Raw genomic sequence first — 26,902 nt, forward strand, 5'->3', positions numbered from 1 at the left:
CCACCGAGGGGAATCCCATGCCAGGCATCGTGATCGTCGGCGTCCAGTGGGGCGACGAGGGCAAGGGCAAGGCGACCGACCTGCTCGGTGAGCGCACCGACTGGGTCGTGAAGTTCAACGGCGGCAACAACGCCGGCCACACCGTCGTCATCGGCGGCGAGAAGTACGCGCTCCACCTGCTTCCCTCGGGAATCCTGTCGCCCGGCGTCAATGCCGTCATCGGCAACGGCGTCGTCATCGACCTCGAGGTGCTCTTCTATGAGCTCGAGGCACTCAAGGGGCGCGGCATCGACATCTCGCGCCTGAAGGTCAGTTCCAGCGCGCACATCATCACGCAGTACCACCGCACGCTCGACAAGGTGACCGAGCGCTTTCTCGGCAAGCGCCAGATCGGCACGACCGGCCGTGGCATCGGACCGGCTTATGCCGACAAGATCAACCGCGTCGGTATCCGCGTCCAGGACCTGTTCGACGAGAACATCCTGCGCCAGAAGGTGGAGGGCGCGCTCGAGATCAAGAACCACCTGCTGGTCAAGGTCTACAACCGCCGCGCCATCGAGGCCGACGAGATCGTCGAGGACCTGCTCTCGTACGCCGAGCGTCTGCGTCCCATGGTGGCCGACACGTCGCTGCTGCTGAATGAGGCGCTCGACCGCGGTGAGCTCGTCGTGTTCGAGGGCGGTCAGGCGACGATGCTGGATGTGGACCACGGCACCTACCCGTTCGTGACCTCGTCATCGGCCACCGCCGGCGGAGCCGCGACAGGTTCCGGTGTGGGGCCCAACCGCCTGGACCGGATCGTCGGCATCGTCAAGGCGTACACGACCCGGGTGGGATCGGGCCCTTTCCCGACCGAGCTGTTCGACGAGCAGGGCGAGTGGATCCGTCAGCGCGGTTTCGAGTTCGGCACGACGACGGGGCGTCCGCGCCGGGTCGGCTGGTACGACGCTCCGATCACGCGCTACGCGCACCGGATCAACGGCATCACCGACCTCGTCCTCACCAAGCTCGACATCCTGACCGGGCTCGATCAGATCCCGGTCTGCGTCGCCTACGACGTCGATGGCGTGCGGTTCGACGAGGTGCCCGACAACCAGACCGACGTGCACCACGCCAAGCCGATCCTCGAGTACTTCCCGGGGTGGAAGCAGGACATCTCCGGCGCCCGCACGTTTGCAGAGCTGCCGCAGGAGGCACAGGACTATGTCCTCGCGCTGGAGAAGATGAGCGGGACGCGCATCTCGGTGATCGGTGTGGGTCCGGCCCGCGACGCCGTCATCGTGCGCCACGACCTCGTCGACTGATGCGGCTTCTCGTCGGCGGCTACTCGCCGGACATGGAGGGGACGGCCGCAGGCATCGGACTGCTCGTCGCCGGCGACGCCGACGCCGCGCTCGCGGGAGCGACGCTCTCCTTCCGCGGCACCGTCGTCGAGGCGGCATCGCCGTCGTGGATCACGGCGCACCCGACGCTCGATGTCGTCTACGCGACACTCGAGGGCGAAGCCATGATCCGGGCGTATCGGCGGATCGGCGAGAGCGCGTACGAGCCGTGGGGAGAGCCTGTCGCCGTGGGCGAGCTGCCCTGTCACATCCTCGTCACTCCCACTGCCGACCGCCTGTGGGTGACCTGCTGGGGAGATGGACGCATCGTCACGATCGGTGTGGATGCCACCGGCCGTCTCCGGGACTCGGCAGACCTCCCGGCCGCCGAGGACCCCTACCCGGGGTTCGGGGAGGAGCGGACGCCGCACGCGCACCAGTCCGTGGCCCTGCCGGGAGCGCGGGTCGCGACGACCGAGATGGGTCTGGACCAGGTGCGGTTCTGGCGCACGGGTCTGGGTGAGACCCGCCTCGTCCAGGAGGTCGTGTTGCCCTTCGGCAGCGGCCCGCGCCACATGGTGTGGCATCCGAGCGGCCACCTCTACGTGATCACCGAGCTCAGCTGCGAGGTGTATGTGCTCGCGCCAGACGCCACCGGCACCTGGCGGATCCTCTCGGCGTCGGCAATCGGCGCCGGTCTCATGCCCGGGGACGGCGCGGCAGAGCTCGCGCCCTCACGCGACGGCGAGTTCCTCTACGGAGGGGTCCGCGGAAGCAACACGATCGGTGTCCTCCGAGTGCGCGGCGCCGGAGACCGGCTCGACCCGGTCGCACTCGTCGAGTCGGGCGTCGTCTGGCCGCGCCACCATCGCGTCGTCGGTGACACACTGCTGGTCGCGGGTCAGCACTCCGATGATGTCGCCGCGATGAGCCTCGACATCCGCACCGGGGTGCCGGGGCGCGTGCGCGGACGGGTCGAGGTTCCCTCGCCGACCTGCCTGCTGCCGGCCCGGTAGAGCGCTCTCGCTACACCTTCGCGTCTTGGCGCGGGATCACGACCTGCTGGATGATCAGCAGGATCGACGCGGTGATCGGGATCGCCACGAGCGCTCCGAGCAGGCCGAGCAGTGTGCCGCCGACGAGAGCGCCGATCACCACGAGCGAGCCGGGCACCGACACCGCGCGGTTCATCACGCGCGGTGTCAAGATGTAGGCCTCGATCTGCATGTAGATCAGGTACAGGATCGCGAAGATGAGCGCGGTGACCGGATCGGTGAACAGGGCGATGACGGTCGCGATGCCCCAGTACAGGACGGGACCGATCAGCGGGATCAGCGTGATGCAGAACGCCAGCACCGCCATCAGGGCGGGGAAGGGGAGCCCGAGGAAGAGGTGGAGGAAGAAGGCGACGACCGAGTTGAAGAACGCGAGGATCACCATCCCCATGAGGTAGCCGCCGATGGAGCTCGTGATCTGCTCGGTCATGTCCGCGACCTTGGGGCGGACCCGCGCGGGGGTGAGGCGCACGAAGCTGGACTTGATGACGCCGAGCGTGGCCAAGAAGTAGAGGCTCAGGACGATGATGATGACGCCGCCGGAGATCCCCGTGGCGATGCTCATGCCCACCGCCAGGACGCCGCCGCCGATGGTGGCGATGTTCGCCGGGTTCAGGATGTAGTTCTCGACCTCGGTGAGGATGTTGCCGATCTGGTCGCCCATGTTCGTCTGCAGCCAGGCGTACATGTCGGTCTTCTCGAAGTCGTTGATCATCTGGGGGATGTCCTTGATGAACTGCGCGACCTGCGCGACGACCGTCGGCATGATCAGCAGCATGACTCCCGCGATCACGAGCAGGAAGCCGCTGTAGACGATGACCATTCCCCAGGTGCGGGTGATCTTGCGGCGCTCGAGCGCGCGGACGATCGGATCCAGACCCAGTGCGACGAACAGCGCGAAGCTGATGTAGATGATGATCGTGGCGAGGTTGGTGACCGCGAGCCCGAGCAGAATCGCGACCAGTCCGCCCAGCACGAGGAAAAAGCCGACCGCGAACGGCTGCTCCAGGTTGAACCAGCCCCGGACGCCGGGCGTGCGCTCGGTGGCTCCCGTCGATCCTCCTGCGGCGGTCAGGTCGGTGGGAGTGGCATCGGCGGGGGGCGTGGGCTGCTCGCTCATGGTCACACTCTAGGGGCGCCGGGTGGCTGGGACGAGGCAAGGTAGGGTCGACATGCGAAAAGGGGGTGCGATGTCAGACTCCATCGATCCGGTCGCCGCTCTGGGACGCCTGCGAGGCACCATCGACAACATCGACGCGGCGCTGATCTTCATGCTGGCCGAGCGGTTCCGTGCGACCAAGCAGGTCGGGGTGCTCAAGGCCGAGCATGGAATGCCGCCCTCTGATCCCGCGCGCGAGGAGCACCAGATCGCCCGCCTCCGCCGTCTCGCGGAAGAGGCGGATCTCGATCCCGAGTTCGCCGAGAAGTGGTTCAACTTCGTGGTGGCGGAGGTCATCCGCCACCACGAAGCTGCCGCCAACGGCGAGCACTGACCTCAGGGGGTCATGCGGCGGAAGGTCGCGAAGCAGAGCATGCCGAGCACTGCGGTCAACAGCAGGCCCCACAGACTCAGGATCACCACGCCGGTCGTGGCGAACCAGGTGAACACCGAGCCCCACAGCGCCCACTGCGTGATCAGCCACACGCCGCCGACGAGCAGCAGCCCGAGGACCACGAGGGAGACCGTCAGCCAGAGCGCGCCGAACCGTTTGAAGACGATGGCCGACCACAGCCCGATCACGAAGAACAGCAGCGCGAGGACAAGGTAGAACAGCGCTGCGCCGCCGGCTCCGAACTCCCAGATCCACGGGAAGCTGAAGAAGTACCCGTTGACCCCCCAGCCCCCGGTGGCCGTCTCGACGAAGCCTCCGGCGATGAACACGCCCGAGAGGATGGCGGAGGTCAGTCCCGCCGTCAGGATCGTGCCGAGGAAGAACTCGCGTCGGGTGACGCTCATCGCCTGACTGAAGGGGAATGTCAGCGTCAGCGCTTGGATGCCGACGACGAGGAAGTACCACAGGGGCGCCTGCGCGCCGCCGCCGAACTTCGGCTCGTCGACGGGGATCAGCGACCAGATGATCCAGTTCACCGCGAACGCGGCGCCGAGGATGATCAGGGGCAGCCAGATGAAGGTCTGGCGGTTGTTCAGCTGCATCCGTACGACATTGAGTGTGCGGTTCATCGGAGGGCTCCTTCCTCGGATGCCTGCGACGAGGCATCCGCGCGGTGCTGGGTGGTGCGCACGATCAGCTGCTGCAGAGAAACGGCGCTGGTGTCCAGGCCGGACGCGGCGAGCTGACGGCGGTCGGCGTCGGTGAGGGCTCCGAGGACCGTGACGGAGGAGACCTGCCCGAGGCTTTCGCGGTGGATGACCTCACGGCCCGCGATGAATGCCTCGACGGCCGCGGTGTCGCCCACGATGTTCGCTGCGCGTCCGCGGACATCATCCGTCGACTCGTCGAGGATGATCTGCCCCTGGTCGATCACGATGACCCGCTCCAGCAGGTTCGAGACCTCGTCGATCAGGTGGCTCGAGAGAATGATCGTACGCGGGTGCTCGGCGTAGTCCTCGAGCAGCCGGTCGTAGAAGATCTGTCGGGCGACCGCATCCAGACCGAGGTACGGTTCGTCGAAGAACGTGATCTCGGCGCGTGAGGCCAGGCCGATGATGACGCCGACCGCGGACAACTGCCCGCGCGAGAGCTTCTTGATGCGACGGTTCATCGGGAGTTGGAACTCGGCGATGAGGTCTTCTGCCAGTGCCTGATCCCAGTTCGGGAAGAACAGGCGGGCGGCGGCGAAGGCGTGACGCGGCTTCCAATCGTCCGGGTAGCGCTGGCTCTCCCGGACGAAACACATGCGCGAGAGCACACGGGCGTTCTCGTACGGGTGTTCACCGAACACGGTGACCGATCCGCTCGTCTCGAAGTTCTGCGCCGTGAGGATGGACATGATGGTCGTCTTGCCTGCGCCGTTGCGCCCGAGCAGGCCGTAGATGGTGTTCTCTTCGATCGCGAAGCTCGCGTCGTCGACGGCGACGGTCTCGCGGTATCGCTTGGTGAGATTCGTGACTTCGATCACGCTGCTCATCAGGGATTCCTTTCGTTGGTCATGGAGTCGCTCTCGTCCGTTGCCGCGCGGCTGCGAATGAGGGCGGAGAGGTCGTCGGGCGTGAGCCCGAGAGTGCGGGCTTCGGCGAGCAGGGGCTCCACGAAGCGGTCGGCGAACGCGGTGCGCCGCTCGGTGAGGAGCACGTCTCGCGCGCCGGGGGTCACGAACATTCCGATGCCGCGGCGCTTCTGGATCACACCCTTGTCGACGAGCACGTTGAGTCCTTTCGCGGCCGTGGCGGGATTGATGTGGTGGAACGCAGCGAGCTCGTTCATCGAGGGAGCGCGGCTGTCTTCGGGCAGCGACCCGTCGACGATCGAGTCCTCGATGCTCTCGGCGATCTGAAGGAAGATCGCCCGTCCGTCATCGATCACGCGGCCTCCGATCTGGTTGACTTGTAGAGGGGTTAATTACTTGACTAACTAACCATGCAACAACCTTCGGTCGGATGTCAACCCCGATTTGACGACCCCGGGGGCGATGTTGATACGGTCTACAGCGGCCCGTTCGCGGGCCCACCCGACCAGTCCGCGCCTGTGGCCGTGTGTGTGAGGTTTTGCTTCTCCCGCTCTGTTTCCGGGCGTACGGTCGGCGGTCCGTGCGTGGATCAGACATCCACTGCCGCGCGTCTGCCATATGTGGCTGCCGCATTCGGACTGCCACCCGGACGTGAGACCACAACAGGCGTGCCCGCGCGCCTGTAGAGGTGAAGCACGTGACCAGCACCACCCCTGCCGTTGAGGCCAAGAACCTGTTCAAGGTGTTCGGCCGCAACGCATCCGCCGCTGTCGAGCGCCTGAAATCGGGTGCGAGCAGGTCGGATGTCGCCGCCAAGGGCAACACCGCCGCCGTCATCGACGCGAGCTTCACGGTGAACCCCGGCGAGATCTTCGTCATCATGGGGCTCTCGGGCTCCGGCAAGTCGACCATCATCCGGATGCTCAACGGGCTGCTCGAACCGACCGCCGGCGACGTCACCGTCCAGGGCCACAGCATCGGCTCGGCCTCCTCGTCCGAGCTGCGCGCGATCCGCCAGCGCTCGATCTCGATGGTGTTCCAGCACTTCGCGCTGCTCCCGCACCGTACGGTGATCGACAACGCCGCGTACGCACTCGAGATCCAGGGCGTCGGAAAGGACGAACGCCGCGCCCGTGCGATGGAGATCCTCGAGAAGGTGGGCCTGGGCGATCGCGCCGAAGCGATGCCCGACGAACTCTCCGGCGGCATGCGCCAGCGCGTGGGGCTTGCCCGTGCGCTGACGGCCGGCACCGACATCCTGCTGATGGACGAGGCGTTCAGCGCACTCGACCCGCTGATCCGTCGCGAGATGCAGGAACAGCTGGTCGAACTGCAGCAGGAGCTGGGTCGCACCATCATCTTCATCACGCACGACCTCAACGAGGCGATGTTCCTCGGTGACCGGATCGCCGTCATGCGCGACGGTCGCATCGTGCAGAACGGCACCCCGGAAGAGATCCTCACCGACCCGGCCAACGATTACGTCGCGCAGTTCGTACAGGATGTCGACCGCGCTCGCGTGCTCACCGCGTCGTCGGTCATGGAGGCGCCCGCCGCCATGGTGCCCGTGAGCGCCGGCGTGCGCGGGGCACTCAAGGTCATGCGCGACCTGCAGTCCGGCTCGGTGCTGGTCACCGACGGACGACGCCTCATCGGCGCCGTCACCGATCGCGCAGTCGTCCGCGCCGTCAAGAACGGCAACACGGACCTCCGCTCCATCGTGCGCGGCTCCGCCGCCGTGGTCGGACCTGATGAGCCACTCGCCGACGTGATCGAGCGCTCCGTCGAGAGCCCCGTGCCGATCGCCGTCGTCGATGAGTCCGGTCGCCTGCTCGGCACCATCCCGCGCGTCGTCCTGCTCGCAGCCCTCGGCAACGTCGAGCCGACGACCACCGAGATCCCGGTGATCGACGTGCCGATGACCGTGCCGGTGGCAGAGATCAGCGAGACGCTGGCCGCCGTGGGCGGAGCCGCCGACCCGGTGGACACCGCGACGGAAGGAGGCGTGTGATGGAAAACCTCCGACTTCCCCTCGGCGACTGGGTCGAAGCGTTCGTCGACTTCCTCGGCGCCGTCTTCGGCTGGCTCTTCGACGGCATCGCCGTCGTCCTCGAGGCTGTCTACACGGGCCTGGACTGGGTCCTGACGGCGCCACCGTTCTGGATCATCATCCTGCTGATCGCCGCCCTCGCGTGGTGGCTCAAGGGATGGAAGCTCGCTGTCGGTTCTGCCCTCGGGCTTCTGCTGATCGTCCTGGTCGACCAGTGGGAGACCTCGATGGACACGCTCGCTCTGGTCCTGGTCGCGTCTGTGATCGCCATCGCGATCAGCATCCCGGTCGGCATCTGGGCCGCGCGCAGCGACGGCGTCTCGCGCGTCGTCCGTCCGATTCTGGACTTCCTGCAGACGATGCCCGCCTTCGTCTACCTGATCCCGGCGATCATCTTCTTCGGCGTCGGTGTCGTCCCCGGCATGATCGCGACGATCCTGTTCGCGCTGGCCCCCGGCGTCCGCCTGACCGAGCTCGGCATCCGCGGAGTGGACACCGAGGTCGTCGAGGCGGGGCACGCCTTCGGCGCCACCCCCGGCCGCATCCTGCGACAGATCCAGCTGCCCCTGGCCCTGCCGAGCATCATGGCCGGTGTCAACCAGATCATCATGCTGAGCCTGTCGATGGTCGTCATCGCCGGAATGGTCGGCGCCGGTGGCTTGGGCGGCGAGATCGTCCGTGCGATCGGCCGCATCAACGTCGGCCTCGGCTTCGAAGCGGGAATCGCGGTGGTGATCATCGCGATGATCCTCGATCGCATGACCGCCGCGCTCGCGAACATGGGCGGTGCCCAGTCCGCCGCCCGCAAGCGCGCCAAGCGCGCAGCCCGACAGACGACGTCGGCCTCATAGACCAGGTGGGTTCATCCCCCACCGGAGGCGCGTGCACCCTCGCGCCTGACAGACAACGACCGATCCGCGACAGCAACGCGGAAGGAGAGGAAGTCACGATGATGACCAAGAGAAAGACCCTGGCTTCGGCTGCGGCCCTGATCGGTGCGTCGGCACTGGTGCTCACCGGCTGCGCCGAATCGAGCGACAGCAGCGACTCCGGCGACGCGGCGGCTGACCGCCCCGTACAGATCGCCGTCTTCAACGGCTGGGACGAGGGCATCGCCGCGTCCTACCTGTGGGAGCAGATCCTCGCCGACAAGGGCTACGACGTGGAGCTCACCTACGCCGACGTCGCGCCCGTCTACGCCGGCCTCGCCGGCGGCGACTTCGATGTCGTGCTCGACACGTGGCTGCCGCTGACGCACGCCGACTACATGGAGGAGTACGGCTCGGACGTCGAGGACCTCGGCGCCTGGAACAGCGAGGCCAAGCTCACGATCGCCGTGAACGAGGACGCTCCGATCGACTCGCTCAGCGAACTGGCCGAGAACGCCGATCTCTTCAACAACGAGATCGTCGGCATCGAGCCCGGCTCCGGTCTTATGCGCATCACGGGCGATGATGTCGTCCCCGGCTACGGCCTGGACGGCATGACGCTCATCGAGTCGTCGACCCCGGCAATGCTCGCCGAGCTGAAGGCCGCCACCGACGCGGGCGAGAACATCGTCGTGACGCTGTGGCGTCCGCACTGGGCCTACAACGCCTTCCCGATCAAGGACCTCGAAGACCCCGAGGGTCTGCTCGGCGACGCTGAAGGCATCCACACCATCGCGGCATCCACCTTCGCGACGGACTTCCCCGAGGTTCACGAGTGGCTCTCGAACTTCGAGATGGACAGCGAACTGCTCTACTCGCTCGAGGACGCCATGTTCAACCAGTACGACGGTGACGACTACGCACCGGTCGTGGCTGAGTGGATCACCGAGAACCAGGAGTGGGTCGACTCCCTGACCTCCTGATCTTCGGATCTGACGCACTGTGCCCCCGGTCGCAAGACCGGGGGCACAGTCGTATGTCGAGGGGCGGGGTCAGCCGAACAGGAGCGAGATGACCGTGGCACCGCCGCCGACAAGAATCAGCGAGACGATGACCACCCACGCGACCACCTTGATGCGGCGCTGGCGGGTCTCGGAATAGGCGGAGTACTCGTCGTCGTCGGTCATGGGTTCAGTCTACGAGGCCGGCTCGGCGACGGTGGGACCGAAGGCGGCGGGAAGAGTCGCGCGCGAACGCTCCCGCAGCTCGCCGGTCGGCACCGTGAACACGCCCTGCACCTCGAGGGCTGCTTCACTGCCGTCGTGCGGCTGGTCGGTGACGCCGATCCGCAGCACCGGGTAGCCGCGGCCGTCGCAGAGGCCCCGGAACTTGACGTCGTCCTCGCGCGGCACCGTGACGATGACCCGGCCCGTCGACTCGGCGAACAGGGCGGTCGTGGCATCCACGCCGTCGCGCTCCATGAGCTCGGTCAGCCACACCCGCGCGCCGATGCCGAAGCGCATCACGCCCTCGGCGAGGGCCTGGGCGAGCCCGCCCGACGAGAGGTCGTGGGCGCTGGAGACCAGTCCCTGCATGGCAGCGGCGTGCAGCAGTTCGCCGAGGCGCTTCTCCTGCGCGAGATCGACGGCCGGCGGTCGACCTCCCAGGTGCCCGTGCACGGTGTCGGCCCAGGCCGAACCGCTCAGCTCTATGGCCGTGACCCCGAGCAGATAGATGTTCTCTCCCGCGTCCTGCCAGGCCGACGGTACCCGCCGGGCGACATCGTCCAGGATGCCGAGGACGCCGACCACCGGGGTGGGGAAGATCGGCTGGTCGCCGGTCTGGTTGTAGAAGGACACATTGCCGCCGGTGACCGGGATGCCGAGCTCGACGCACCCGTCGGCGAGCCCCTCGACCGCCTGGCCGAACTGCCACATGACCTCGGGGTTCTCCGGGCTGCCGAAGTTGAGGCAGTCGGTGACGGCGACCGGGACCGCGCCGGTGACGGCGACGTTGCGGTACGCCTCGGCCAGCGCCAGCTGCGCGCCCTGCTTGGGGTCGAGTTGGCAGTAGCGCCCGTTGCAGTCGGTGGCGATCGCGAAGCCGAGGCCGGACTCCTCGTCGACGCGCACCATCCCCGCATCGTCGGGGAACGAGAGGGCGGTGTTTCCGAGCACGTAGTAGTCGTACTGGTTGGTGACCCACGAGGTGTCGGCGAGGTTCGGGCTGGCGACCAGCTGAAGGAACTGTTCGCGCAGCTCGGCGGGATCGTCCGAGCGCTGCAGCACCGACGCGGAGTCGTCGCGGAGGGCGTCGATCCAGGTCGGGTATGCGACCGGTCGCTCGTAGACGGGGCCGTCGACCGCGACGGTGGCCGGGTCGACATCCACGATCTGCTCACCGTGCCAGAAGATCTGGAGACGCCCATCTCCGGTGACCTCGCCGAGAACGCTCGTCTCGACCTCCCAGCGTCCGGTGACGGCGAGGAAGGCATCCAGCTTGTCGGGCGCGACGATGGCCATCATGCGCTCCTGCGACTCCGACATGAGGATTTCTTCAGGGGTGAGGGTCGGGTCGCGCAGCAGTACCCTCTCAAGGTCCACGCGCATTCCCGAACCGCCGTTGGCGGCCAGCTCGCTCGTCGCGCACGAGATGCCGGCAGCGCCGAGGTCCTGGATGGCCTCGACCAGGCCGTCGCGGTAGAGCTCGAGGCAGCACTCGATGAGCACCTTCTCGGCGAAGGGATCGCCGACCTGCACGGCGGGGCGTTTGGTCGGTCCGCCATCGGCAAAGGTGTCGGATGCCAGGATCGACGCGCCGCCGATGCCGTCGCCGCCCGTGCGGGCACCGAACAGGACGACCTGGTTGCCGGTGCCCGAGGCGTTGGCGAGCTTGATGTCCTCGTGGCGGAGGACCCCGACCGCGAGGGCGTTGACCAGGGGGTTGCCCTGATACACCGGGTCGAACACGGTCTCGCCGCCGATGTTGGGAAGACCCAGGCAGTTGCCGTAGAACGAGATGCCCGAGACAACGCCGTGGGCCACCCGCGCGGTGTCGGGGTTGTCGATGGCGCCGAAGCGCAGCTGGTCCATGACCGCGACCGGCCGCGCGCCCATCGAGATGATGTCGCGGACGATGCCGCCGACGCCGGTTGCCGCACCCTGGAACGGCTCAATGTAGCTCGGGTGGTTGTGGGACTCGACCTTGAAGGTCACCGCCCATCCCTCGCCGATGTCGACGACGCCGGCGTTCTGGCCGATGCCGACCATCATCCGCTCGCGCATCTGGTCGGTGACCTTCTTGCCGAACTGGCGCAGATAGATCTTGCTCGACTTGTAGGAGCAGTGTTCGCTCCACATGACCGAGTACATCGCCAGCTCGCCGCTGGTGGGTCGGCGACCCAGGATGCTTCGGATCTCCTCGTACTCGTCGTCCTTGAGGCCCAGCAGCGCGTAGGGCTGCTCCCGGTCGGGTGTCGCCGCGGCGTTCTCGACGGTGTCGGCGACAGGTGCCGTCGCGGTCGATTCGGGGGAAGTGGTCATGCGGCTGAGCTCCAGACGTCGACATGCCGGTGGTGCCCGTCAATTCTAGGTTGCGAGCTCGTCCGCGCGCAGGCTCGTACGATCAAGGAATGCTCACCCTGCTCGCCGTGCTCCTGCTCGTGAACGCCATCTTCAACATCGTGGTGTGGCCGCGCTTCTGGAAGCGCGTGAGCGCGGACCCGCGCGCCCGCGATGAACAGGGTCGCACCACCGCCTTCTACCGCGTGCACGCCGTCCTCATCGGTATCGCTCTTCTGCTCGCCCTTCTCTCGGCGGTCGCCGGCATCTGGGCACTGTTCGCCGGCTGACCTTCGGGTCAGTCCTCGATGGAGTGGGCCTGACCCAGACGTGGGGGCGTGTAGGTGCAGGTGTCGCCGGCGCACCTCGTGGGCGTGGTGCGTGAGAAGCGGCGGGAGATCTCGCAGCCGACGCAGATGCCGAAGGCGGCCTCTGCGTACAGCAGCAGCAGACACCCGCCGCACACGATCTGCGCGACGATCGCCGGCAGGCCCAGCCAGCCGAGACTGAGGCATCCGAGCAGCGCCATGACCAGGCCGATGCCCCACGCGACGCGCTTGGGGGCGGCATCCACCCATTCGGGGCGCTGTGGGCGGGTGAGGAGCGTTCCCAGCAGCAGCGTGGGGGTGAAGCGGGTACCGACGAACAGACGCAGGAACATCTCGAGGGCGAAGAGGATGCCGAACCCGCGCATCGGCTGCAGTTCGCCGGTGATTACGCCGAACAGCCACGCGGAGAAGCCGAGCAGAAACAGGATGCCGGCCGAGGCGCGCACCGCGCGCTCATTGATGACCGGCATCTCGATGCCGTCGACCCATTCGCCGATGACGGGGCGGGCGGATCGGTCGGATACGGTGTCGGCCATAAGGTGAGTATACCCCAGGGGGTATCGACGGGATGAGCTCGACTCGTGACAACGCCCGCACCCTACGATGAGCGCGTGGACTTCTCCTTCGCCTTCACGCCCGAACTCCTTGCCGTCTTCGCCACCCTGCTGGTGCTGGAGATCGTGCTCGGTGTCGACAACGTCATCTTCCTGTCGATCCTCGCCTCCAAGCTTCCTGTTGAGCAGCAGGCGAAGGCGCGCAACCTCGGTCTGACGCTCGCGATGGTCATCCGCGTCATCCTGGTGCTGTTCGCCGGCTGGATCATCACGCTGACCGAGCCGGTGATCACCCTGTGGGGACTCGAGTTCTCGTGGAAGGACTTCATCCTGATCGCGGGCGGCCTGTTCCTCTTCTACAAGTCGGTCACCGAGATCCACCACAAACTCGAAGGGGTGGAGGAGGGTCACGCTGAGTCTGACACCAAGAAGGCCGTGTCGTTCGGCTCGGTGCTGACCCAGATGCTGCTGCTCGACATCGTGTTCTCCCTCGACTCCGTCATCACCGCCGTGGGCATGACCTCCAACCTCGTCATCATCATCACCGTCGTGGTGCTCTCGTTCGGCGTGATGCTGTTCGCCGCGCGGTTCATTTTCACCTTCGTCAACAACCACCCGACCGTGAAGATGCTCGCGCTGTCGTTCCTGCTCATGATCGGCGTGTTCCTGGTCGCCGAGGGCTTCCACCTGCACATCGACAAGGCCTTCATCTACGGGCCGATGGTGTTCGCGATCCTCGTCGAGGTGCTGAACCTCACGTACGCCGCGCGCAAGGCCAAGCGTGACAAGCGCCGGCAGAGCGCCGTGCAGCTACGACCCCAGTACCCGAATGTCGACGAGTCGATTGCGGTCACCGCCGCGCTGTCCAAGGGCTCCGGCGCCGGGTCAGTAGGGCTGTCGGGCAAGCCCGTCGCGGGCGAAGCGGATGTCGATGCGCAGCGGGGTGCGCTCGGCTGAAGCGCGCTTGCATGTGCGCTGTGTGACTAAGGTCGGTGGTGCGCGCTGTTTACATGTCTACTGTGGCACTGACGGTCGCGCGAGCGCCGCGCACGGGCGTGGCGGCGGCTGATGAAGGAGGCACCCCATGAAGGCTTTGCAGTTCACCACGACAGGAGAGCCGCTGGTGGTCACCGAACTCCCTGTTCCCGAGCCCGGGCCGGGTCAGGTTCTGCTGCGGATGAAGGCGGCCGGCCTGTGCCACACCGACGTGGGTGTGCTTGAGGACGAGGGCTGGCTCGAGCTGCTGGTGAAGACTCCGATCACGATCGGGCACGAGAACGCGGGTGAGGTTGCCGCCGTCGGCGACGGCGTCACCGACTGGAAGGTCGGCGACCGCGTGGCGGTCTGCCCGACAACTGCCGCCGGGGCCCCGGGCTTCTCGTTCGATGGCGGGTTCGCCGAGATGATGCTCGTCGATGAGCAAACGCTGCTCCCGATCCCCGACGGCGTTGACTGGGTGCTGGGCGCTGCGGCGACCGATGCCGGCATGACCTCGTACGCGGCGGTCATGACTCGAGGTGGCGTCAAAGCCGGAGACACGGTCGGCATCATCGGTCTCGGTGGACTCGGCCAGATCGGCGCTCGTGTCGCGGTTCTGGAGGGTGCGACCGTCTACGCCGCCGAAGTCAACGAGGCCGCCTGGCACCTGGCCGACGAACTCGGCCTTGCGGGCGTCCAGAAGTCGATCGCCGACTTTCCGGATGTTGTCTTCGACGTGATCATCGACTTTGCCGGATTCGGCACGACCACCGCGCAGGCCGTGGATGTCATCCGTCGCGACGGCACGGTTGTTGTTGTCGGCATGGGAAAGCTCGAGTCCACGATCAGCACGCGCTCGCTGATCCTCAACCAGTGCATTCTGAAGGGCTCGAACGGCGGGACCAAGGAGGATATCGCCGGTGTCTACCGCCTGATGGCGACCGGAAAGCTCACGCCGGTGACGACCACGATTCCGTTCGAGGAGATCCCTGAGGGTCTGCACCGCCTGCACGACGGACAGGTCACGGGGCGCCTGGTCGCCGTCTTCGACTGATGTTCGGTCGGTCACGACGTCCCACTTCGTAGGGATTGTCGGGAATGCGGTGAAATGACACTGGATGTCACGTACATCGCGAGGTCTCGGGTGGTTCGCGTTCGACCTTGCCGTGACACTTTCCTGGCGCAACGGGCGGTGGTGCGCATGGAGCCGACCGGCCCGGCTGTCGCTGCTATGACGCGCGTTCGCGGGCGATGTCTAGCTTCTTGATCTGGCGCGATGCGGGCCATTGCGAGATGAGGGCGGACAGTCACGGCGTCGCTGCGTCGCCGTACCGCGCGATGGCTTCGGTGAGGTACTCCGACCAGACGTGCGGGTCGCGCACGAGTGCGCCGCGGAGGGTGAGCAGGTTGTGCAGGTTGTGGGTGGCGTTCCCGGGCACGTCCTCTGAACGACGTCATCGCCCATTCCGCGCACTGCGCGGAATGTCGCCACGGGTGCTGCCGTAGCGGTCGACGAGGGTCCTTGCCGCTCGGGTCGACCCGTCCGCCCAGTCCTGTATAGAGGCTGCGTACTCCACGGCGGCGCGCCGGGCGTCTTCGTCCGAAAGCAGCGTTGACAGGGCATCGTGCACTGCGGCGACCATCTTCCTCGAGTTTCGGGATTTGGCGACACGACGTGCGAATCCCTTCTCGACGAGGCAGGAGATGTTGGCTACCTGTTCCGGCTGCATCCCGATCCCGACGACGGGCTTGCCGGCGAGAGCGGCGGTCAGGACAGTGCCGATTCCCCCGTGGATGAGGGCGATGTCGGCGCGCTTGTTCATCTCCAGGGCAGGCAGCCAGTCCGTCACGGTGACGTTGTCGGGCACCGCGACGTCCTGGCCTGCGAGCAGAGAGCGGACCGGGGCCACCACGCGATACGGCTTGCCACGGAAGCTCTCGATGAGCTCCTTCACGATATGCCCGACGCCGGAACTGCCCATCGCGAAGTACACCAGGGGAAAGTCGTTCGGAATCTGCTCTACCTCGACCGGCATAGTGAACTGCTGCTCCGGCAGGAGAGCCCCGATGGGGAAGTGCGCGTCTGGCAGTGCGACATCGGAGAACCCGGGCGGTTCGGCGACGAGGGTGGTGTCGCCCTGGAAGAACGTCAACACAGGAGAGAACGTCTTCGCGCCGTAGTGGCCAGCGGCCTGGTTGACCGAGTGGATGAACCCGAACCACATCCATGACCGGAACACCGGGTACAGAACGGCGTCAACGAGTCGCTTGAACCAGCGTGGCTTCACCGTGTCCGTGGTCCCTGCGCCGGTGGCGAAGAAGTCGGGAAGCCAGGTCGACTGCACGGCCCATACAAGCGGGATGCCGCGCAATCGGCACGTGAGCGGCATGCTCAGGTACGAGCCGGTGACCACCACGTCAGGCTTCAACCGGTCGACGGCAGCGAGATCACCCGCGACCTTCGCGATCATCTCCTTCTTCGAGTAGGCCGGCGCGAACTTCTCCTCATCATTCACCGCAAGCACATGCGCGATCTTCTCCGGCGTGAGACGCGGAGCCACCCGCTCGACCTCAAACCCGTTCGACTCGATCAGTTCCTCGAAGTCACCTCCCTCGGAGATGAACCGCACCGAGAACGCCTCGCGGGCGACTGGATCTGCCCTCACGCCCTTCGCGATCTCGATCATGCGGGACGTCTCGGCAAGGTTGAACGCCGCCGGAGCGAACAACATCAGCTTCCTTGGCACAGGCTCCTCCAGAGTCCAGCGGTTCACGGTGACGCCAAGCGTCCCTCCGTGAACCGAAGCTAGTACATGTCAATTGACAGTGGCTATCATTTCACCGATGGATGTCTCCACCACCGGTGCTCATGAACCTGACCAACGTCTGCCGCTCGTCCAGCGGAAGCAGAGAGCAGCGCAGCGACGTGCTCAGGCAGTGGCATTCCGTCTTTTGGAGACCGCGCCGTTCGACGCGATCACTATTGAGCTGATCGCGGCGGGGGCCGAGGTCTCGCCCAGCAGCATCTATCGCTACTTCGGTACCAAGGAAGCCATCTTCCTCTGGGATGAGTACGACGACGACGTGGTCGGTCGTTTCCGGCAGAACCTGGCCACGTCTCCGCCCGGGCAGGCAATGCTCGACGCCGTCACCGGCGCGATGCCGAGTCTGGACCTGTACGGCTCGACAGCGGTCCTGACCCGGGCACGCGCGGTAGCTGCCGTTCCTCAGCTTCGCGCCGCGCGAGCGAACCACCACGAAAGGCTTCGCCACTCACTCGGGTCCGCGATGGTCGAACATGGATGGCCCGATGCGGTCTCGTCGACCTTCGCCGGTGCCGTCATCGGAGCATTCACCGGTGCACTCGCGGCGTGGGAGCGGCCCGGATCAGACAGCGACCTCACCGCAGCTCTCGCACGAGCCGCCGAGTTCGTGAAGCATCTGGACCGCGCCGCAACGCAACGACACTCCGGGTGAGGGCGGCCTCGATTCCCGGTGCGAAGCCAGAGCGGAGATGCTTGCCCATGTCGAGCACGTCAGCCGGCCAGTCCCCTGCGGTGAGGCGAAGCGGCGTGCTCGACTGTCGACGGGCCGTGCCAGCGAAGCCAATGAGCTCGGGCACCGAGATGACCAGCCAATCGTTTTCGGCGCCGTCGCGTCGAAGTGTTGCCTCCACGCCTGAGCGTTTCCGTCTTGTGGCCAGTTCGGCAGCGGTCGTGACGAGACGCTGACAAGCTGTCGAGGTTGCCGGTCGCCCGTTTATCGTGGCCTGGCAGCACCCGGTAGCGCCACCCGAGCGCATCGCGAACGGCCGCGGTCTCACCGAACTGAACGCGCGCCGCGTCGTCGATCAGATCGGCGGGACGCACGTCGAGCAGGCCGTACGAACCATCCGTGGAGAGCGCCATCAGATCAGGAAAGCGAGAGTACCCCGATAACCGCGACCCGTGCCCGAACAGGGATGTCTTGACTCGAGTTCGCGGGAGTCCTAATCTACAACCAAATGGTTGTAGAAAATCAGCTCACGGATGACGAGGTCGATCGCGTCTTCCACGCGCTCGCCGCCGCGACACGTCGCGACATCCTGCGCCGCACACTTGCCGAGGAGTCTTCCGTTTCGTCTCTCGCGCGGGCGTACGACATGTCGTTCGCCGCGGTGCAGAAGCACATTGCGGTGCTGGAGGACGCCGGCCTTGTCATCAAGCGCGCCGAGGGGCGCGAGCGCTTGGTCCGCGCGGACCCGGCGATGATCGCCGGCGCTCGCGCGCTCCTCGCGCGCTACGAAGAACTCTGGCGCGCGCGTATCGACCGGCTCGACGCGCTGCTCGCCGAGCCGCCCAGGCCTGTGCACGACCCCAAGAAAGGAAACTGACGATGCCCGTCACCGCTGTCACCACCGACGCCGAATCACTGACGATGACCCTCGTGGCCGACTTCGCCGCTCCGGTCGAACGTCTCTGGGATGCGTTCACGGTTCCGTCGCAACTCAGCCGGTTCTGGGGTCCTCCCGGCTGGCCCGCGACGTTCACGCACTTCGACCTCACGGTCGGTGGGCGCGCCCGCTATCGAATGGTCTCGCCCCGGGGTGAAGCCTCACACGGCGGCTGGGAATTTCTCTCCATCGATGCGCCCCATCGGTTCGACGTGTTGGATGGGTTCCTCAACGAGAACGGCGAAGAGTTCGAGGGGATGCCCTCAATGCGCGTCACATTCGTGTTCGAGTCAACCGCCGAGGGCTCTCGCCTCGTCAACACGACATACTTCGAATCGACGGAGGCTCTCGAGCAGATGGTCGAGTTCGGCGCCGTCGAGGGATCGACCCTGGCGTTCAACCAGCTTGACGCCGTCCTGCAGGATCTGCGCGAGTACGCGCAGGGCAAGGGCACGCAGACCGAAATTCTCAGCGACACCCATGTCCGCATCACCCGCCTGATCGACGGTCCGCGCGAGCTCGTCTGGCGCGCACATCATGAGCCGGAGCTGGTGCGCCAGTGGATGCTCGGTCCGGACGGATGGCAAATGACGACGTGCGAGATGTCAACGACGGTCGGAGACACCTACCGGCTGGCCTGGGAGCCCGAGCGCGGGACGGAGGGCGAGCCCTTCGGCTTCGACGGCGAGGTTCTGCTGAGCGAAGCCCCGCGACGCGCGGTCACGACCGAGCACATGACCGGCACGGACTTCCCCTCGACGGTCAACGACCTCTCCCTCTATGAGGAGGACGGCGCAACACTTGTGACCGTGCTGGTCGAGTACCCCGACAAGGACACCCGTGACATGGTGCTGGCCACCGGCATGGCCGACGGCATGGAGCAGAGCTTCCAGCGGATGGAGCGCGAGGTGCTCGTGCGCTGACGCATCAGCTCGTCTGGACGAGACCCTCTTCGAGGGCGACCCAGGCGAGCATCGCGCACTTCACGCGGGCGCTGAACTTCGAGACGCCCGAGAGGGCAGCGGCATCTTCGTAGACATCCTCGTCGAGCTCGATCTTGCCGCGTGAACGCAGCGCCTCACGGAAGCCGTCGATAAGCTCAGATGCCTCGTCCCGCGACGTGCCGTTGGCAAGATCCACGAGCATGGATGCCGAGGCCTGCGAGATCGAGCATCCCTGGCCCTCCCACGTCACATCGCGAATGGTTTGGCCGTCATCGCTGACGCGCACGCGCAGCGTGATCTCGTCGCCGCAGATCGGGTTGCGCTGGTGGCTGGTGCCGGTGTGGTCGTCAGCGTCGGCCAATCCGAAGCCGTGGGGGCGCTTGGAGTGGTCGAGGATGAGCTCCTGATAGAGCGATTCGAGACTCATGAGGTGACTCCGAAGAAAGCGCGGACGCCCGAGACCGCATCGATCATGCGGTCGACGTCCTCGGTGGAGGTGTAGACGGAGGCCGAGGCGCGCACCGACGCGGTGACGCCGAAGCGGCGGTGCAGCGGTTGCGCACAGTGGTGGCCGACGCGGACGGCGACGCCCTGGGCATCCAGGAACTGGCCGACGTCGTGCGCGTGGACGCCGTCGACGACGAAGGACGCCAGGCCGACGCGCGGCGCGAGGTCGGTGTCGCCGAGCAAACGGATGCCGGGGATCGGGCGCAGCCCCTCGCGCATGCGCTTTTCGAGCATGACCTCGTGCGCGTGCACCGCCGGCATGCCGAGACCGGTGAGGTAGTCGACCGCAGCCGCCAGCGCGACCGCCTGCGAGACGGGCTGCGTCCCGGCTTCGAACCGCTGCGGCGCCGGCAGATAGTCAGCGTGATCGAGGGTCACGGTCGTGATCATCGAGCCCCCGGTGAGGAAGGGGGGAAGGGCGTTCAGCAGCTCGGAGCGGCCGTAGAGTCCGCCAATGCCGTAAGGGCCGAGCATCTTGTGCCCCGAGAAGACCGCGAAATCCACGCCGAGCGCGGGGAGATCGAGCGCGACGTGCGGGGCCGACTGGCAGGCATCCAGCACCGTGAGGGCTCCGACGCGCTGGGCCAGGGCGATGAGGTCTTCGACGGGGTTGATGATCCCGAGCACGTTCGAAACGTGCGTGAAGGCGAGGATGCGGGTGCTGTCGTCGACGAGGGTCGCCGCGGCATCCATGTCGAGCCGGCCGTCGTCGAGGACGGGGATGTGGCGCAGGGTCGCGCCGGTGCGGGCGGCGAGCTCTTGCCAGGGGATCAGGTTCGCGTGGTGCTCGGACTCCGTGGTGACGATCGTGTCGCCGGGTCGGAGTGCGAAGCGACGGGCCGCCTCGCCGCCGCGGCCGAGGGTGGCGTTGCCGATGCTGTAGGCGAGCAGGTTGATCCCGGCGGTCGCCCCCGAGGTCCACACGAGCTCGTCATCGGCCGCGCCGACGAAGCCCGCGACCGTGGAGCGCGCATCCTCGAACAGGTCCGTCGCCTCGGCCGCGAGGGTGTGGGCGCCGCGATGGACGGCAGAGTTCGTGTTGGTGAGGAATGCGACCTCGGCGTCGATGACCGCCTGCGGCTTCTGGCTGGTCGCCCCCGAGTCGAGGTAGGCGAGGGGGTGGCCGTTGACCTCGTGCGCGAGCAGCGGGAAGTCGGCGCGGATCGCCTCGATGTCGAGGGCGGTCTCAGCGGGAGCGGTCATCCTTCAAGGCTACGCGCTGAGGATGAGGACGGGGTGGGTGCTTGATGAGCGCGCGCTGCGGCAACACAATGAAGTCGCGAAGATCGAGCACGTGCGCGGCTCGACGCCCGGCACGGAGGAGAGCACCGTTGAGTTCGACATCTGAGCAGTTCGTCGCCCACTGGATCGACGGCGCCGCCGTCATCCCTGCCGACAGTCGGACGGCCGATGTCTTCGACCCCGCGACCGGCGAGGTGGCCCGGCAGGTGCTGCTCGCAGACTCTGCCACCGTCGACAGCGCGGTCGCTGCGGCGAAGGCCGCCTTCCCCGCCTGGCGCGACACGTCGCTGGCCAAGCGCCAGTCGGTGCTGTTCCGCTTCCGCGAGCTGATGGAGGCGAAGAAGGGTGAGCTGGCCGAGATCATCACCTCTGAGCACGGCAAGGTGCTCTCGGATGCGATGGGCGAGATCACCCGCGGGCAGGAGGTCATCGAGTTCGCGTGCGGGCTGGCCCACCACCTCAAGGGCGAGTACAGCGAGCAGGTGTCCACCGACGTGGATGTCTACTCCCTGCGCCAGCCGCTCGGGGTCGTGTCGATCATCTCGCCGTTCAACTTCCCGGCGATGGTGCCGGCCTGGTTCTTCCCGATCGCCATCGCGGCGGGGAACACCGTCGTGCTGAAGCCCAGCGAGAAGGACCCGTCGTCGGCGAACTGGATGGCGGAGCTCTGGAAGGAGGCGGGGCTTCCGGATGGCGTGTTCAACGTCGTCCACGGCGACAAGGTGGCGGTGGACACCATCCTCACCCACCCCGACATCGCCTCGGTGTCGTTCGTGGGCTCCACCCCGATCGCCAAGTACGTCTATGAGACCGGCACCGCGCACGGCAAGCGCGTCCAGGCCCTCGGCGGCGCGAAGAACCACATGCTGGTCCTGCCGGATGCCGACCTCGATCTCGTTGCCGACTCGGCCATCAACGCCGGGTTCGGTTCCGCCGGAGAGCGCTGCATGGCGATCTCCGTCGTCGTCGCCGTCGAGCCGGTCGCCGACCCCCTGGTTGAGAAGATCGTCGAGCGGATGAAGACCCTGCGTACCGGAGATGGGCGCCGCGGCTGCGACATGGGGCCGCTCGTGACGAAGGTGCACCGCGATAAGGTCGCCTCCTACATCGACATCGCCGCCGCAGACGGTGCCACCGTCGTGGTGGATGGGCGGGATGTCGTGCCAGACGGCGAGCCGAACGGCTTCTGGCTCGGCCCGACCCTCATCGACAAGGTGCCCACCACCTCGCGCGTCTACACGGACGAGATCTTCGGGCCGGTGCTGTCGGTCGTCCGCGTGGCCTCCTACGAGGAGGGGCTCGAGCTGATCAACAGCGGCGCCTACGGCAACGGGACGGCGATCTTCACGAACGACGGAGGGGCTGCCCGGCGCTTCCAGAACGAGGTCGAGGTGGGCATGGTCGGCATCAACGTGCCGATCCCGGTTCCGGTCGCGACGTTCTCGTTCGGAGGGTGGAAGGACTCGCTGTTCGGTGACACCAAGGCTTACGGCGTCGACGGTGTCCGGTTCTTCACCCGTCAGAAGGCGATCACCAGCCGGTGGCTCGATCCCAGCCACGGCGGGATCAACCTCGGCTTCCCGCAGAACGTCTGACCGGGTACGCGCGTATTCCTCAGTCGCCGAGCGCCCAGACCGCCTGGTCGGGGGCGAGTGTGTCCCCGACCAGCGGTTCGCTCGCGATCATGACGTGACCACCCGGAAGCGGTACCGGGGATGACCCGAGATTCGCGACCACGGTGATGGCGCCGTTGCGGAACGCGATCACGTCCGGCCCATAGCCTTCGAGCCACGTCAGGTGGCCGGCGCCCAGGGCGCGACGCCGACGCTCGGCGAGGAGGGCTTTGTAGAGCGTCAGCGTCGAGTCGGGGTCGTCGCGCTGCACGTCACGGGCGAGGTCCGCCCACTCCTCCGGCTGCGGGAGCCAGGACTCGCCCGTCGGGCTGAAGCCGAACGCCGGTTCATCCGCCGCCCACGGGATCGGCACACGGCATCCGTCCCGTCCGTACCGCTCGCCCTGCGTCCGGAACCACGTCGGGTCCTGGCGCGCATCGTCGGGCAGGTCGATGACCTCGGGAAGGCCGAGCTCCTCGCCTTGGTACACGTAGGCGGACCCGGGCAGCGCGAACATGACGGTGGATGCCGCACGTGCCCGCCTCAGGCCGAGGACCGGATCCGGTCTGCCGGCCGTGCGCGGGCCGATGCCGTGGCCCTGTGGATTCTCGAAGGTGAGCGCCAATCGCGGGGCGTGTCGCACCACATCGTGATTGGACAGGACCCAGGTGCTCGGCGCGCCGACGCCGCCGAACCCCTCGAGGGAGCCGTCGATCACTCTGCGGAGCTGCCCTGCATCCCACCGCGTCATCAGGTATTCGAAGTTGAACGCCTGATGCATCTCATCGGGCCGGACGAACAGGGCGGTCTGCGCGATCGTCGGCATCCACGCCTCCGCGCACAGCGCACGGTCGCCATCGTATTCCGAGAGGAGTATGTGCCAGTCGCGGTAGATGTCGTGGACGCCGGTCTGGCCGAAGTACGGGACCTCGGATTCTGCCCCGCCCATCGAGTCGGCATCCGCGGGCGGGGTGTAGTCGGGCAGGCCCGCGGCCTTCACGAGCCCGTGCGCGACATCCACCCGGAACCCGTCGACGCCGCGATCGAGCCAGAAGCGCAGGATGCGACGGAACTCCTCCCGGACTTCGGGGTTCGTCCAGTCGAAGTCGGGCTGAGACGAATCGAACAGATGCAGATACCACTGGCCCGGGGCGCCGTCAGGATCGGTGACGCGCGTCCAGGCGGGTCCGCCGAACACCGACTCCCAGTTGTTGGGAGGCAGCTCACCGTTTGCGCCCTTCCCGTTGCGGAACAGGTACCGCGCGCGCTCCGGGCTTCCCGGGGTGGCAGCCAGAGCTTGCTGGAACCACTCGTGCTGCTCGGACGAGTGGTTGGGAACGAGGTCGATGATGACGCGGAGGCCGCGGGCATGGGCTTGCGCGAGCATCTCGTCGAAGTCGCCGAGGGTGCCGAAGAGGGGATCGACATCGCAGTAGTCCGAGACGTCGTACCCGGCATCCTTCTGCGGCGAGCGCTGGAAGGGGCTGAGCCAGATCGCGTCGATGCCAAGCGTGACCAGGTCATCGAGGTGGGAGGTCACACCGGCGAGGTCACCGATCCCGTCACCCGAGCGGTCGGCGAACGACCGGGGGTAGATCTGGTAGATGACCGCAGTGCGCCACCACTCGGCGCCCGGAGCTTCGACGGCAACCATGGCACACACCGTATCCTGGGCCGGTGCCCGCAACCGAGCCCCTGATCCGCGCCGAGTCACTGATCCGCACGATCCCCGACTACCCCGAGCCGGGCATCCTGTTCCGCGACATCACGCCCATGCTCGCGGATGCCGCAGCTCTGCGCGCCGTGATCGACGCGCTCATCGAGCCGTTCGCGGGGCAGTTCGATGTGGTCGGCGGGATCGAGGCGCGCGGGTTCCTGCTGGCCGGCGCGGTCGCCACGGTCGCCGATGTCGGACTCATCCCGATCCGCAAGGCCGGCAAACTCCCGCTGCCCGCGGCCTCCGTCGCCTACGACCTCGAGTATGGGTCGGCCGCGATCGAGGTCCACGACGACATCACCCCGGGCATGCGCGTCCTGCTGGTCGATGACGTGCTGGCCACCGGCGGCACGATCGCCGCGGCCAAGAAGCTTGTCGCACAGCTCGGCGGCGAGGTCGTCGGCACAGCCGTGCTCATGGAATTGACCGCGCTTCCCGGACGGAATGTCGCGGGCGAGGTCCACGCCCTCTTCGAGGCCTGACCCTTCAGGCTCAGAGCGGGCCGAGGTTGATGGGGCTTCCCTCGATGTTTCCGACGATGCCGCGGATGATCCCGACGCCGTCGGCGCCCTCCAGGCTCTCGTACCAGGCATCCGTCGCTGCCTTGTCGAACGCGTGGGTCTCGTGCCCGCGCTTGCGCGCCCGCAGCACGAGATCGCCCGCGCGCTCGGCGCGCAGCTTCTCGTAGCGGCGCAGCGAGTCCTCGACGCTGATCGTCGTGGTGGCCAGGATCGTCGCGAGCACGAAGGAGTCCTCCAGTGCCGAGCAGGCTCCCTGGCCGATGTCGGGAGCGGTGTTGTGGGCGGCGTCCCCGAGGATCGCGACCCGACCGCGCACCCAGTGCTGCACGGGGTCGAGGTCCCAGATCTCCACGCGGTTGAGGGAGACATCCGGATCGATCGTGTCCAACAGCTCCTGCACGCCGGGCGCCCAGTGGCCGAACGCCTCGCGAAGCGGCGTCATGTCCCCCCGCTCGTACGGCAGGCCATCGGGCTGGGGGATGTCGAACCAGAAGTAGAATCGGTCACCGGCGACGGGCATCACCGCAGCGCGCTTGCCCTCAGTGACGTAGGTGGTCCATTGGTCTTTGGGACCGATGCTCTCGTTGGCCGGGATGAGGCCATTGAAGTTCGTGTAGCCCGAGTAGCTCCGCTCGCGCCCCTCTTCCTCCGTGCCGGTGGTGACGTAGGCGCGGGTGAGTGAGCGTGCGCCGTCGGCACCGATGAGCAGATCGGCGGAGTCGGTGGACCCGTCGGCGAAGGATGCCGTGACGGTCGTGCCGTCATCCTCGATGCCGACCATCTTGCTGTTGAGGTGGATGTCGTCGAGACCGAAGGTCTCCATCAGCAGCGCCTGCAGGTCGGTGCGGGCCACCGGGTAGGACCGCTGGCCGGTGAGGGCGGTGACCGGCTCGAGGCTGAACTCGCACATCGTGCGGCCCGAGAGGCCCTCGCGGTAGGCCATCGTCTCGAGCTGCCCGCCGAGGGTTGCGACTTCCTCCGTCAGCCCGAGCCAGTTGAGCACCTTGATGCCGTTGGACCAGAGCGAGAGGGCGGCACCGACGGGCTTGTTCTCGCGCATCTGGTCGTAGATGACGACCTCGTGGCCCTGACGCTTGAGGGCGATGCCGATGCTGGTGCCGCCGATGCCGGCGCCGATGATGATGATGCGCATGTCGTGTCCTAGCTGCCGCGGTACGTCGAATAGGCGAAGGGGCTCAGCAGCAGCGGCACGTGGTAGTGCCGTCCGCTGGCGTCGACCGTGAAGGTCACCGTCGCCGAGGGGTAGAACGTCTCGGTGCCCAGGCGCGCGAAGTATGTGCCGGTGTCGAAGGTGAGCGCGTAGGTGCCCGGCTCGAGCAGGTCGGGGCCGAGGGCGAGGCGTCCGTCGTCATCGGTGACGCCGGTGGCGATGATCGTGGATCCTGTGGCATCGACCTGCGCGAGGATGACCTCGACCGCGGTGGCCGGGCGTCCGGAGTTCGCATCGAGGATGTGGGTGGTCAGGTGCGTCATGCGGCGCCCTCCTCGGCGTCATCGGTCACCGCGCCGCGCAGGCGCAGGAGCGCGATCTGCCGGAGCTGGTCGAGGGCCTCGGCAGCCTCGGTGTCATCGTCGTTGCCGAGCCGGCGTCGCGCCTCGGCGAGCATCTCCTCGGGGCTGCGGCCCGCCGCGCGGATGAGGAAGACGCGCCCGAAGCGCTCTTCGTACGCGGCGTTTGCGGCGGCGATCTGCGCCGTGATCTCGGCGGCGGCATCCGTCATCGAGGCCTGTTCGCGCCGGGAGGCGTCGGCCTCGGCGCCCACGCCGGTCGGCTTCTCGCCGATACGGGGGTGGTGGGCGAGTGCGGTCTCGAGGTCTGCGGCGCTCCACATGCGCGCGGCCGTGTCGGCGGCTTCGGCGAGTGCATCGACGGACGCGTACGGACGTGAGTCCACGAGAGCCTCGACCCAGGAGGGGATGGCCGCCCAGACCGCGACGGTCGCGGTCGCGCTCGCCGCATCCGCGCTGTTGAAGTCGCCGAGGTGCATGTCCTCACGCTATCCCGCCCGGATTTCGCCCAGATGACGCACACACGCCCGACCTCACGCGAGGGAGCGCC

Annotated in this window: 30 protein-coding genes; 14 read left to right on the forward strand and 16 right to left on the reverse strand. The window is 67.1% G+C overall.

Going from position 1 to position 26,902, the window contains the following annotated elements:
• Positions 1-17 precede the first annotated feature (17 nt).
• Positions 18-1,304 (forward strand): adenylosuccinate synthase, encoded by a 1,287-nt coding sequence (locus ABD206_RS11180; RefSeq protein ID WP_344072539.1) that lies wholly within the window; start codon positions 18-20, stop codon positions 1,302-1,304.
• Complete coding sequence (locus tag ABD206_RS11185) at positions 1,304-2,338, forward strand: lactonase family protein (RefSeq protein ID WP_344072541.1); 1,035 nt, start codon at positions 1,304-1,306, stop codon at positions 2,336-2,338. Before ABD206_RS11180 ends, ABD206_RS11185 begins: the two co-directional genes overlap by 1 nt.
• 10 nt (positions 2,339-2,348) lie before the next feature.
• On the opposite strand, the gene ABD206_RS11190 is transcribed toward ABD206_RS11185, so the two are convergent.
• Positions 2,349-3,497, reverse strand: a complete 1,149-nt coding sequence (locus ABD206_RS11190; RefSeq protein ID WP_344072543.1) for an AI-2E family transporter — start codon at positions 3,495-3,497, stop codon at positions 2,349-2,351.
• Between the two features lie 70 nt (positions 3,498-3,567).
• Between ABD206_RS11190 and ABD206_RS11195 the strand changes: the two genes are divergently transcribed.
• Positions 3,568-3,870: a chorismate mutase gene (locus ABD206_RS11195; protein WP_344072545.1), complete on the forward strand. Its 303-nt coding sequence runs from the start codon at positions 3,568-3,570 to the stop codon at positions 3,868-3,870.
• Between the two features lie 2 nt (positions 3,871-3,872).
• On the opposite strand, the gene ABD206_RS11200 is transcribed toward ABD206_RS11195, so the two are convergent.
• From ABD206_RS11200 to ABD206_RS11210, 3 genes are read right to left on the reverse strand one after another with little or no spacing between them, the layout of a single operon-like run.
• Complete coding sequence (locus ABD206_RS11200; protein ID WP_344072548.1) at positions 3,873-4,559, reverse strand: hypothetical protein; 687 nt, start codon at positions 4,557-4,559, stop codon at positions 3,873-3,875.
• Positions 4,556-5,467 carry an ABC transporter ATP-binding protein gene (locus tag ABD206_RS11205; RefSeq protein WP_344072551.1) on the reverse strand — a complete coding sequence of 304 codons (912 nt, stop codon included), beginning with the start codon at positions 5,465-5,467 and terminating at the stop codon, positions 4,556-4,558. Before ABD206_RS11205 ends, ABD206_RS11200 begins: the two co-directional genes overlap by 4 nt.
• Positions 5,467-5,862, reverse strand: a complete 396-nt coding sequence (locus ABD206_RS11210) for a GntR family transcriptional regulator (protein ID WP_344072553.1) — start codon at positions 5,860-5,862, stop codon at positions 5,467-5,469. Before ABD206_RS11210 ends, ABD206_RS11205 begins: the two co-directional genes overlap by 1 nt.
• Positions 5,863-6,203: 341 nt before the next feature.
• Between ABD206_RS11210 and ABD206_RS11215 the strand changes: the two genes are divergently transcribed.
• The 3 genes from ABD206_RS11215 to ABD206_RS11225 all read left to right on the forward strand — a co-directional run bounded on the left by ABD206_RS11215 (position 6,204) and on the right by ABD206_RS11225 (position 9,408).
• Positions 6,204-7,517, forward strand: a complete 1,314-nt coding sequence (locus ABD206_RS11215; RefSeq protein ID WP_344072555.1) for a quaternary amine ABC transporter ATP-binding protein — start codon at positions 6,204-6,206, stop codon at positions 7,515-7,517.
• Entirely contained in the window at positions 7,517-8,407 is an 891-nt protein-coding gene (locus tag ABD206_RS11220) for an ABC transporter permease (protein ID WP_344072557.1), read from the forward strand. The genes ABD206_RS11215 and ABD206_RS11220 overlap by 1 nt, the downstream gene beginning before the upstream one ends.
• Positions 8,408-8,505: 98 nt before the next feature.
• Positions 8,506-9,408: a glycine betaine ABC transporter substrate-binding protein gene (locus tag ABD206_RS11225; protein WP_344072560.1), complete on the forward strand. Its 903-nt coding sequence runs from the start codon at positions 8,506-8,508 to the stop codon at positions 9,406-9,408.
• 69 nt (positions 9,409-9,477) lie between these two features.
• On the opposite strand, the gene ABD206_RS11230 is transcribed toward ABD206_RS11225, so the two are convergent.
• The gene (locus tag ABD206_RS11230; RefSeq protein WP_344072562.1) at positions 9,478-9,612 is read right to left on the reverse strand and encodes a hypothetical protein; all 135 of its coding nucleotides are present in this window, start codon (positions 9,610-9,612) and stop codon (positions 9,478-9,480) included.
• Positions 9,613-9,621: 9 nt separating this feature from the next.
• The gene (gene purL, locus ABD206_RS11235) at positions 9,622-11,967 is read right to left on the reverse strand and encodes a phosphoribosylformylglycinamidine synthase subunit PurL (RefSeq protein WP_344072565.1); all 2,346 of its coding nucleotides are present in this window, start codon (positions 11,965-11,967) and stop codon (positions 9,622-9,624) included.
• Positions 11,968-12,056: 89 nt separating this feature from the next.
• On the opposite strand from purL, the gene ABD206_RS11240 reads away from it, so the two are divergent.
• Entirely contained in the window at positions 12,057-12,275 is a 219-nt protein-coding gene (locus ABD206_RS11240) for an SCO4848 family membrane protein (RefSeq protein WP_344072567.1), read from the forward strand.
• 8 nt (positions 12,276-12,283) lie between these two features.
• Here the strand turns inward: ABD206_RS11240 and ABD206_RS11245 are convergent, their stop codons facing one another.
• Positions 12,284-12,850, reverse strand: coding sequence for a DUF4395 domain-containing protein (locus tag ABD206_RS11245; protein ID WP_344072568.1), 567 nt, complete (start codon positions 12,848-12,850; stop codon positions 12,284-12,286).
• Positions 12,851-12,895: 45 nt separating this feature from the next.
• Between ABD206_RS11245 and ABD206_RS11250 the strand changes: the two genes are divergently transcribed.
• Together ABD206_RS11250 and ABD206_RS11255 are read left to right on the forward strand one after the other, a co-directional pair.
• Positions 12,896-13,825 carry a TerC family protein gene (locus ABD206_RS11250; RefSeq protein WP_344072569.1) on the forward strand — a complete coding sequence of 310 codons (930 nt, stop codon included), beginning with the start codon at positions 12,896-12,898 and terminating at the stop codon, positions 13,823-13,825.
• A 127-nt stretch (positions 13,826-13,952) separates the two neighbouring features.
• Positions 13,953-14,900, forward strand: coding sequence for a zinc-binding dehydrogenase (locus ABD206_RS11255; RefSeq protein WP_344072570.1), 948 nt, complete (start codon positions 13,953-13,955; stop codon positions 14,898-14,900).
• Between the two features lie 253 nt (positions 14,901-15,153).
• Here the strand turns inward: ABD206_RS11255 and ABD206_RS11260 are convergent, their stop codons facing one another.
• Together ABD206_RS11260 and ABD206_RS11265 are read right to left on the reverse strand one after the other, a co-directional pair.
• Positions 15,154-15,285 (reverse strand): hypothetical protein, encoded by a 132-nt coding sequence (locus ABD206_RS11260; RefSeq protein ID WP_344072571.1) that lies wholly within the window; start codon positions 15,283-15,285, stop codon positions 15,154-15,156.
• A 15-nt stretch (positions 15,286-15,300) separates the two neighbouring features.
• Positions 15,301-16,578, reverse strand: a complete 1,278-nt coding sequence (locus ABD206_RS11265; protein ID WP_344072573.1) for a nucleotide disphospho-sugar-binding domain-containing protein — start codon at positions 16,576-16,578, stop codon at positions 15,301-15,303.
• A gap of 112 nt (positions 16,579-16,690) precedes the next feature.
• Between ABD206_RS11265 and ABD206_RS11270 the strand changes: the two genes are divergently transcribed.
• Entirely contained in the window at positions 16,691-17,323 is a 633-nt protein-coding gene (locus ABD206_RS11270) for a TetR/AcrR family transcriptional regulator (RefSeq protein ID WP_344072576.1), read from the forward strand.
• Between the two features lie 59 nt (positions 17,324-17,382).
• Here the strand turns inward: ABD206_RS11270 and ABD206_RS11275 are convergent, their stop codons facing one another.
• Positions 17,383-17,754 (reverse strand): hypothetical protein, encoded by a 372-nt coding sequence (locus ABD206_RS11275; protein WP_344072578.1) that lies wholly within the window; start codon positions 17,752-17,754, stop codon positions 17,383-17,385.
• A 95-nt stretch (positions 17,755-17,849) separates the two neighbouring features.
• Between ABD206_RS11275 and ABD206_RS11280 the strand changes: the two genes are divergently transcribed.
• Both ABD206_RS11280 and ABD206_RS11285 read left to right on the forward strand, forming a co-directional pair.
• The gene (locus tag ABD206_RS11280; protein ID WP_344072580.1) at positions 17,850-18,218 is read left to right on the forward strand and encodes an ArsR/SmtB family transcription factor; all 369 of its coding nucleotides are present in this window, start codon (positions 17,850-17,852) and stop codon (positions 18,216-18,218) included.
• A gap of 2 nt (positions 18,219-18,220) precedes the next feature.
• Positions 18,221-19,201 (forward strand): SRPBCC family protein, encoded by a 981-nt coding sequence (locus ABD206_RS11285; protein ID WP_344072582.1) that lies wholly within the window; start codon positions 18,221-18,223, stop codon positions 19,199-19,201.
• 4 nt (positions 19,202-19,205) lie between these two features.
• On the opposite strand, the gene sufU is transcribed toward ABD206_RS11285, so the two are convergent.
• A complete protein-coding gene (gene sufU / locus ABD206_RS11290) occupies positions 19,206-19,649 on the reverse strand; it encodes a Fe-S cluster assembly sulfur transfer protein SufU (protein WP_344072584.1) in 444 nt (147 codons plus the stop codon).
• Positions 19,646-20,932: an aminotransferase class V-fold PLP-dependent enzyme gene (locus ABD206_RS11295; protein WP_344072587.1), complete on the reverse strand. Its 1,287-nt coding sequence runs from the start codon at positions 20,930-20,932 to the stop codon at positions 19,646-19,648. Before ABD206_RS11295 ends, sufU begins: the two co-directional genes overlap by 4 nt.
• A 128-nt stretch (positions 20,933-21,060) precedes the next feature.
• Here ABD206_RS11295 and ABD206_RS11300 point away from each other — a divergent pair, with 128 nt between their 5' ends.
• Positions 21,061-22,566, forward strand: a complete 1,506-nt coding sequence (locus ABD206_RS11300) for a CoA-acylating methylmalonate-semialdehyde dehydrogenase (protein ID WP_425561194.1) — start codon at positions 21,061-21,063, stop codon at positions 22,564-22,566.
• A 19-nt stretch (positions 22,567-22,585) separates the two neighbouring features.
• On the opposite strand, the gene ABD206_RS11305 is transcribed toward ABD206_RS11300, so the two are convergent.
• On the reverse strand, positions 22,586-24,238 hold the full coding sequence (locus ABD206_RS11305) for a glycoside hydrolase family 13 protein (protein WP_344072589.1): 1,653 nt from the start codon (positions 24,236-24,238) through the stop codon (positions 22,586-22,588).
• Between the two features lie 23 nt (positions 24,239-24,261).
• On the opposite strand from ABD206_RS11305, the gene ABD206_RS11310 reads away from it, so the two are divergent.
• Positions 24,262-24,783: an adenine phosphoribosyltransferase gene (locus ABD206_RS11310; protein WP_344072591.1), complete on the forward strand. Its 522-nt coding sequence runs from the start codon at positions 24,262-24,264 to the stop codon at positions 24,781-24,783.
• A gap of 10 nt (positions 24,784-24,793) precedes the next feature.
• On the opposite strand, the gene hpxO is transcribed toward ABD206_RS11310, so the two are convergent.
• The 3 genes from hpxO to uraD are packed head-to-tail and all read right to left on the reverse strand — an operon-like array spanning position 24,794 to position 26,831.
• A complete protein-coding gene (gene hpxO, locus ABD206_RS11315) occupies positions 24,794-25,975 on the reverse strand; it encodes an FAD-dependent urate hydroxylase HpxO (protein WP_344072593.1) in 1,182 nt (393 codons plus the stop codon).
• Positions 25,976-25,983: 8 nt separating this feature from the next.
• Entirely contained in the window at positions 25,984-26,316 is a 333-nt protein-coding gene (gene uraH, locus ABD206_RS11320; RefSeq protein ID WP_344072594.1) for a hydroxyisourate hydrolase, read from the reverse strand.
• Positions 26,313-26,831 (reverse strand): 2-oxo-4-hydroxy-4-carboxy-5-ureidoimidazoline decarboxylase, encoded by a 519-nt coding sequence (uraD, locus tag ABD206_RS11325; RefSeq protein WP_344072595.1) that lies wholly within the window; start codon positions 26,829-26,831, stop codon positions 26,313-26,315. The genes uraH and uraD overlap by 4 nt, the downstream gene beginning before the upstream one ends.
• Positions 26,832-26,902: the final 71 nt, after the last annotated feature.

Origin of the sequence: Microbacterium sediminicola (assembly GCF_039531125.1) — a bacterium.
In the GTDB taxonomy this organism is placed as follows: Bacteria; Actinomycetota; Actinomycetes; order Actinomycetales; family Microbacteriaceae; genus Microbacterium; species Microbacterium sediminicola.